Below are 7817 nucleotides of genomic sequence, written 5' to 3' on the forward strand. Positions count from 1 at the left end.
CCCCATGAGCTTTGGGCAGCAGGGGGGACCCCCGTCCCAGTGGGATCCCTGGAAACCGCAGTCGCAGCAGCCATGGGGCAGCGACGGGGGCGAGCAGACTCCGGACTGGGCCGCGCTCGCCGAGGCGTCCGAGATCCGCAACAGGCGCCGTCGGCTGTTCTTCATCGTAGGCGGCGCGGTCGCCACGGTCGCCATAGGCACCGCCGTGGCGATGGCCGTCGTGTCGGCGAACGGCGACGACGAGGCGAACAAGCCGACCTCGTCGCTGCCGGCGACCGCCGACATCCCGAGCGCGACCGGGACCACGCCGTCGTTCGCGCCGACCAGCGCCCCGCCGCCGCTGGACCCGAAGGACTTCATCGCCAGCAAGGCCAAGGACACGGCCCCGCTCAGCGCGCAGATCCTCTTCCCGGGCACCCAGCTGACCATGGGCTCGACCGTGTACAAGAAGGGCACGACGGCCGACACGAAGAACTGCGCCGCCGGTGACACGGTCCAGCCCAGCCTCGGAAAGATCCTGAAGGCCAACAGCTGCACCCAGTTCATGCGGGTCAGCTACACCAAGGACGGCGTCTCGGTGACGGTCGGCGTGGCCGTCTTCGACACCGAGGCCCAGGCGGCGAAGGCGAAGAGCCAGGTCAACACCAAGAAGGACATCGTCAAGTCGCTGTCCGGCGGCGCGGTCAAGGCCTTCTGCAACTCCGCGATCTGCCGCACGACCTCGAACTCCTACGGCCGCTACGCCTACTTCACCATCGCCGGCTTCGCCAGCGGCAAGAACGTCACGGAGAAGGACACCGCGGTCTTCGGCATCGGCGACAACCTGGCCGAGTTCACCTTCCGCCAGATCCACCGCCGCGGCGAGGCTCAGGCGTCCACGGCTGCGAGCGAATGACCCGGCGCGCCGAGGCGCGCCGGGTCAGGTTCGTTCAGGTCCGCTCCCAGGAGCCGCTGGAGCCGCTCAGGACGGGCTCGGGATACGGCACGACGGGTTCCGGCAGGCTGCCGGCCGTCTCCCGGCTCCCGGCCGTCCTGAAGACCCAGGTGCGGTAGGACCAGAAGCGGAACAGGGTCGCCACGCCGATGCCGAGGAACTTGCTGACGTTGGTGGCGAGCGTGCCGTCCCAGCCGAACCCGTAGGTGGTCACGTAGAGCACCGAGTTCTCTATGACCAGGCCGATCGCGCTGAAGAACAGGAAGAGGGTCAGCTCCTTCCTGCGGCTGTTGCGGTCCGCCTGCTCCTGGTTGCGGTACGCGAAGTACCGCAGCCCGAGATAGTTGCTGAGAATGGCGACGACCGTGGCCAGGACGCTCGCCCGGACGGTCTGCCAGTCCGTGACGGTCCTGACGAGGTTGAAGACCGCGAGGTTGACCACGAAGCCCGAGGCCCCCACCATGCCGAACTTCGCGATCTCGCGGTACAGCCTCCCCCACCGGGAGGGAAGCGCGTGACGTCCGCTGCTCACCGTCGCGCTCAGCCCCGTCGGTTGCGCAGTCGCAGCCGTACCGGCATCACCGCCGACTCGATCTGCGTCGAGAGGTTCATCTTGGAGACGCCCTCGGTGCGCTCCTCGAAGCGGATCGGGATCTCCACGGCGCTGTGCCCGGCCCGGACGGCCTTGAACTTCAGCTCGACCTGGAAGCTGTAGCCGGCGCTGTCCAGGGTCGCGAGGTCGATGTCGCGCAGGGTGGCCGCCGACCACAGGTTGAAGCCCGCGGTGATGTCCCGGATCTTGGTGCCGAGCACGGTCCGGGCGTACCGGTTGGCGAATCGCGACAGCAGGACGCGGTGCCTGCCCCACTCCTCGTCCAGCGAGCCGCCCTCCACGTACCGGCTGCCGACGACCAGGCCCACCCCGGACGCCACGGCCGTACCGAGCATGCGTGGGACCGCTTCCACCGGGTGGCTGCCGTCGGCGTCCATCTGGACGACGTACGCGGCGCCCTCGTCCAGAGCGGCGCTCATACCGGCCACATAGGCGCGCCCGAGCCCGTCCTTCTCCGTCCGGTGCAGCACGCTCATCCGGCGCCGCCCGTCCCAGTTGTGCTTCTCGGCGAGCTCCTCGGCGATCCGCCCGGTACCGTCCGGGCTGGAGTCGTCGACGATCTTCAGATGCAGCCCGTCGATCGGCAGGCCGAGGACCAGCTCTGCCATACGGGGCAGGTTCGGCGCTTCGTTGTACGTGGGCATCACGACGGTAACCGGTACACCCGGGTATCTGTCGAGGCTCGTCATGTCTTTCTCTTCCCTCCCAAGAGACCCCCGAGGGGCCTCTCCCCAGCGGGCGCGGGTCTGCCCAACGCCCGGAAGTGCCAGCCCGCCGCGGCCCAACGCTCCCCGTCGAGCGCCCCCCGGCCGTCCACGATCCGTGGGCGGGCCACCAGTCGCGCGGCCCGCTCCGGATCGATCTCCCGGAACTGCGGCCACTCGGTCAGATGCAGCACGAGGTCGGCTCCCCGCAGGGCTTCCTCGGCCGATATCGCGTAACCGAGAAGCGGGTACGCCTTGCGGGCGTTGTCCAGCGCCTCGGGGTCGTAGACCGTGACATCGGCGCCGTCCAGACGCAGCCGGGCGGCCACGTTCAGCGCGGGCGAGTCACGGATGTCGTCGGAGTCGGGCTTGAAGGCCGCTCCCAGTACGGCGATACGGGCCCCCAGGACCGCACCCCCGCACAGCTCCCGCGCCAGGGCGACGACCTTGTCGCGGCGGCGCATGTTGATCGCGTCGACCTCGCGCAGGAACGCCAGCGAGACCCCGAGCTCGTCGGCGCGGTGCGCGAAGGCGCGGATGTCCTTGGGCAGACAGCCGCCGCCGAAGCCGACACCGGCGCGCAGGAACTTCTTCCCGATCCGGTCGTCGTACCCGATCGCCTCGGCGAGCACGCCGACGTCGCCGCCCGCGGCCTCGCAGACCTCTGCCATCGCGTTGATGAAGGAGATCTTGGTGGCGAGGAAGGCGTTGGCAGCCGTCTTGACCAGTTCGGCGGTCGGGAAGTCGGCGGTGACGACGGGAGTGCCCGCGTCGAGAACCGGGGCGTACACCTTACGGAGGGTCGTTTCCGCGTGTGAAGACCGCACGCCGAAAACCAGCCGGTCCGGACGCAGCGTGTCCTCGATGGCGAAGCCCTCCCGCAGGAACTCCGGGTTCCAGGCGACCTCGGCGCCTTCGAAAAGGGAGGCCAGCCGTTCGGCCGTGCCCACCGGCACGGTCGACTTGCCGACCAGCAGCGAGCCCTCCTCCGCGTGCTCGGCGATCGCCGCGAAGGCGGCATCGACATAGGTCAGGTCGGCGCCCTCGGACCCCTTGCGCTGCGGGGTGCCGACGCACACGAAGTGCACCTCGCCGAAGGTCCCGGCCTCCGCGTAGTCGGTGGTGAAGCGGAGCCGCCCGCTCGCCGTGTGTTTCCGGATCAGCTCGGGCAGACCCGGCTCGTGGAACGGCACCTGGCCGGCCCGCAGCGCTGCGATCTTGTCGGGGTCCACGTCGACCCCGAGCACCTCGTGCCCGAGCTCCGCCATGCAGGCGGCATGGGTGGCACCGAGATAGCCGGTACCGATGACTGTGAGCCGCATCCAGCGGCCTCCTTCACAACTCCGTTGTCGGTCGCTACTTGCGCTCGAGAACCCGCACCACGATGTGGTTCAGCTTCACCGTGCGACCGGCCTTGAAGGACTTCTCGATCGCCGCCGCGGTCTTCTCGTTCATGCCGGTGAGCGGCGGACGCCCGTCGCTGACAGTGGAGATCAGCCAGAGCCGGTCGGTGCCCTTGAGACAGCTCGCCGGCTTACGGCACTCGGTGGCGCCGTAGGACCCGTTCTCCTGCGGGGTGTACTCCATGAGCACGTCCTTGGGGGCCTTACGGTCCCGCAGTTCGTACGCCATGGCCCGACGCTCCGACATCCCGCCGTTGAAGACCATCCCGTCGCCGGGCTTCTCGCCCGCCGCGACCACGTTCGCCGCACCCCGGAAGTCGGGCTCCATAGGCAGGTCCTTCTTGGCGTCTCCGATCGCCGGCCACGCCACGAAGGCGTACCCGGCCGCGACGGCCGCGACCAGCAGCCCGCTCAGGACCTGCGCGCCGGTCCCCCGGCGGGCCTCGGGATCGAGTCTGCCGACGAGGCGGGTGAGCGCGGCGGCCACCAGCAGCGTCCAGGCCGGGATGGTGAACAGCAGGTACCGCGGCAGGAAGAGGTGCAGCTGGTTGGCGGTCGCGAAGGTGAGGACCGGCGGCAGTACGGCCCAGGCTGCGAGCAGCACCGAGTACCGCCCGGCGACCATGAGACCGACCACACCGAGGGCCATCACCGCTCCGCCGGTGATCCAGGACCCGAACAGAGTGTCCGGGAACTGGGTCAGGTCCTTGGTCGTGGTGACGTTCCAGGCGATCTGCCCGCTCTGCCCGGTGCCCTGCGCCACCATCGGGAAGGTGATGGAAAGCCCCAGCAGGGCCGCGCCGGCGAAGGCGTAGTGGGCGATGCGGTCGCCCCGCTTCTTGGCCAGGAAGACGAGCCACACATGCCCGGCGAGCACCGCCATCGCCACCAGGTGGCTGAATCCCGTGGCCGCGATGGCGAGCCCGTACAGCGTCCAATTGCGCAGACTCGGCTTGTCCAGCGCCCGGATCAGCCACAGGGTGGCCAGCAGCGCGAACATCGTCGCGAAGGCGTACGGCCGGGCCTCCTGACCGTACCGGGTGATCATCGGCACCACCGCGAACAGCAGTCCGGCCAGCACCCCGGTGCGCACCGCGAACATCCGGCGTCCGAGCAGCCCGACCAGACCGGCCGAGACCGCCATGGCGAGCGCCTCCGGCAGCCGCAGCATCGCCGCCGAGTCCCCGGCGACGTCGATCCACAGATGCATCGCCGCGTAGTACGGCGCGATCACGACGTCGATGCTGCCGATCAGCCGTCCGAGGTCGTGCCACGAGATCGTGGACGCCCACCAGGTGGCGTGCTCGTCGCGCCACAGCTGGCGGCCGCCGAGCCCCGGCACCACGCAGGCGGCCGCGACCAGCGCCGGCAGCAAGAAGGCGAGCCACGCCGAGCCCCTGCCGGCACCGTCGGCGGACCGGCGGTGATCGGAGGACGCATCGTCCTCGGGATCCTGCGCGGCCGTTTCGTCGACCGATGGTGTGTATGCCGTCATCGCTTCACCCAGATCCGGTACGGCTCCTGTCCGCCGTCCTTGTCGGAGGGCCGCAGCAGGGCCAGCAGCCGGTAGTCGGCGTTGCCGCGCAGCGCCTCGGGAACGGAGTCGGCCCGCAGCACGATCGCGTCGTAGGAGCCCCTCTTCACGGCGGCCGACAAGGCCGGGCCGCGCTCGGCCTGGTGCCACTGGGCGGGCTTCGTCTGCGTCCGCAGGTAGTAGGCGGAGATCTCCGGGTCGTCCGTCAGGTACTCGCCCTTGGTGTCCACGACCTCGCGCAGGGCACCGATCATGGCGGCCGAGTCCGGCGGCCGGTACAGCTCGCGGGTCTGCGCCATGCCGATCACCAGGGCGGCGACGTAGATCATGATGCCGATCTGCGGGTACCGGAAGTGGGCACCCATCATCCGCGAGACGCCGAGGCCCGCCATCGGCACCGCGAAGAGCAGTCCGAAGCCGACGTGGACGTACAGCGAGCTGCCGTTACCCAGCCAGGCCTGGTAGAGCGGTGCGAGCAGAGCGGTGGCACACAGGGTCAGGCCGAGCAGGGAGCGCCGGATGGCACCAGGTGCAGTGCCCTCGGCCCACGGCATCTCGCCCATCCGGGCCCGCCGGATGAAGCCGACGGCACCGATCACCGCGACCAGCAGGACGACTCCGCCCCACTGGGCGCTTTCCTTCAGCAGTTCGAGGGCGCTGTCGCTGCTCTGAACGTTCCAACCGCTCGGCGTGCCGGCGAGCTGGACTCCGGCAAAGCACAGTGCGCCGGTGGCCGCCGCGAACAGCGCGCCCCGCACGAAGGCGCCCGCGCCGCGGAACCGGTAGGCGGTCAGCACGGCGAGCACGGTCAGCGTGGGCAGGTACAGGGCGGCCGCGTACGCGGCGAACGGCGCGAGGGCCGCGAAGGGCGCCGCGAGCAGCACGGCCGCGGGGCTCGCCTGCCGGGTCCTGGCCAGCAGCCACAGGGCGGCGGCGAGCAGGAACAGCGACAGGGAGTGCAGGGAGGCGTACCGGCCGGTGAAGGCGGTCGACTCCAGCACGGAGTACATGGCGGCGGCCGCGAGACCGGCCCGCGCGTTGAACAGCAGCCGGGTGGCGCCGAACAGCAGTGCCGTGGCTCCGAGCGCCCAAGCCAGGCTCAGCGCCCGGGCCCCGGCGAGGCCGAGCTGGGAGACCAGCCCCGACAGCTCGCCGTCGGACATCAGGAACTTCGCCTCTTGAGGGAAGGCGCTGCCGTCGAGCCGGAAGGACAGCCCTGCCTGCACGAGCAGGATCAGGACCAGGGCGCCACGGCTGATCCATGCCGAGCGGCTGTTGTCGACCGACCAGGCCGACACCGCGACCTCGGGGAGCACATAGCCGGGCTCGGGCTCCGGCTCGGGTTCGACGACCGTGTACTCCGGAACGTAGTACTCGACGTCGGGGCCGACCGTGTGGGGACGCGCGTAGTACTGCTGCGCAGGGCTCGGCTGCTGGGGGATGTGCTGCTGCCCGGCATAGGGCTGCTGATAGCCGTACGCCTGCTGATCACCGTAGGTCTGCTGCTGTTCGTAGGCCTGCTGGTCGCCGTAGCCCTGCTGATGCTGGTCGGTGTGGGGCGGGTAGTGCTGCTGCCAGTCGTCCTGGTGCGGGCCGGGCTCCGACCAGCCGCCGTCCTGTTGCTGCGTCGTCATGAACGCGGCACCTCGAATCCGAAGTCGTCGTCCGCGATGAGGCGCTTGAACTCGGCCAGCGCGAGCGGGCTGCTCTGGATGCGCCAGTCGGCCCGTTTGGGGATGTTGAACCACAGGAAGCCGATGACGTCCTTGTCCTTCTTCACACCCGCGAGCAGGTCGCGCACATCGGCGCGCCGCCGCTCCCCGGGCTCCGACGAGGTCTCGCTGATCAGCACCGGCTTGTCGGTGAACGCGTCGATCTGGCTGCGCGTCGGGCCGTACAGGGTGTCGAAGGTGTGAGCGCCGGTCTGCGTCCAGTAGCCGACGACGCCGACCCAGTCGACGTAGGCGTCACCGGGCCAGTAGGGCTTCAGTTTCACGGAACGCACGGGGTTGATGACGTTCGGGCTCCACACCCAGATCACGTTGGTGGCGCCGACGTCCTGGAAGACGTCGTGAATGTGCCGCCACGCCTTCACGAAGGTCTCAGGGGTGGTGTCCTTGGTGCCCCACGGATACCAGTGGCCGTTCATCTCGTGCCCGAAGCTGATCGCCACAGGCACGTCCGTCTTGCGCACACTGTCCGCGTACTTCTTGATGTACCCGTCCTGCGAGCCGTCGGCGATCTTGTCGAGGCCAGGCTTGAACGGCTCCCACGACACATACATCAGGCCGCCGTCGCCGAAGACGTTCTGGGCGCCCTTGGAGTTGAAGCCGTCACCCCACGACGAGTAGGAGCCGACGAGGTTCGGCTTCTTGCCGACGGTCTTCGCGAAGGTGTCCACCGGCTTCAGGGAGCTGGGCGCACCGTCCAGGGCCACCCCGAAGTAGTCCTTGTCCGGGTGCAGCAGCGGCTTCACGTCGTACGGCAGTTCCGCCCCGGGTGCCTTGGAGGAGGAGCCGGCGGCCGGTTCCTTCGCGGCCTGGGCGGCGGGGTCGTCGCCTCCGAGCACACCACAGCCGGAGACCCCCGCCAGGGACATCAGCGCCACGCAGAGCGGGAGGACGGTCTT

The 7817-nt window shown here is 69.7% G+C and carries 7 protein-coding genes; 1 reads left to right on the plus strand and 6 read right to left on the minus strand.

Annotated elements, in window-relative coordinates:
• Positions 1-4: 4 nt before the first annotated feature.
• Positions 5-895: a hypothetical protein gene (locus JF597_RS52225; protein WP_294013915.1), complete on the plus strand. Its 891-nt coding sequence runs from the start codon at positions 5-7 to the stop codon at positions 893-895.
• A gap of 34 nt (positions 896-929) precedes the next feature.
• On the opposite strand, the gene JF597_RS52230 is transcribed toward JF597_RS52225, so the two are convergent.
• The 6 genes from JF597_RS52230 to JF597_RS52255 all read right to left on the minus strand — a co-directional run.
• Positions 930-1466 (minus strand): GtrA family protein, encoded by a 537-nt coding sequence (locus tag JF597_RS52230; protein WP_079141035.1) that lies wholly within the window; start codon positions 1464-1466, stop codon positions 930-932.
• Positions 1467-1474: 8 nt separating this feature from the next.
• The gene (locus tag JF597_RS52235) at positions 1475-2236 is read right to left on the minus strand and encodes a polyprenol monophosphomannose synthase (protein ID WP_294013905.1); all 762 of its coding nucleotides are present in this window, start codon (positions 2234-2236) and stop codon (positions 1475-1477) included.
• On the minus strand, positions 2233-3573 hold the full coding sequence (locus JF597_RS52240) for a UDP-glucose/GDP-mannose dehydrogenase family protein (RefSeq protein ID WP_294013907.1): 1341 nt from the start codon (positions 3571-3573) through the stop codon (positions 2233-2235). The genes JF597_RS52235 and JF597_RS52240 overlap by 4 nt, the downstream gene beginning before the upstream one ends.
• Positions 3574-3607: 34 nt before the next feature.
• On the minus strand, positions 3608-5149 hold the full coding sequence (locus JF597_RS52245; RefSeq protein WP_294013909.1) for a glycosyltransferase family 39 protein: 1542 nt from the start codon (positions 5147-5149) through the stop codon (positions 3608-3610).
• Positions 5146-6822 carry a hypothetical protein gene (locus tag JF597_RS52250; protein ID WP_294013911.1) on the minus strand — a complete coding sequence of 559 codons (1677 nt, stop codon included), beginning with the start codon at positions 6820-6822 and terminating at the stop codon, positions 5146-5148. Before JF597_RS52250 ends, JF597_RS52245 begins: the two co-directional genes overlap by 4 nt.
• A partial coding sequence (locus JF597_RS52255) for a glycosyl hydrolase (RefSeq protein ID WP_294013913.1) occupies positions 6819-7817 on the minus strand: 999 nt, incomplete at its 5' end. The genes JF597_RS52250 and JF597_RS52255, both read right to left, overlap by 4 nt.

The organism is Streptomyces sp., from assembly GCF_019510245.1.
Lineage (GTDB): Bacteria > Actinomycetota > Actinomycetes > Streptomycetales > Streptomycetaceae > Streptomyces.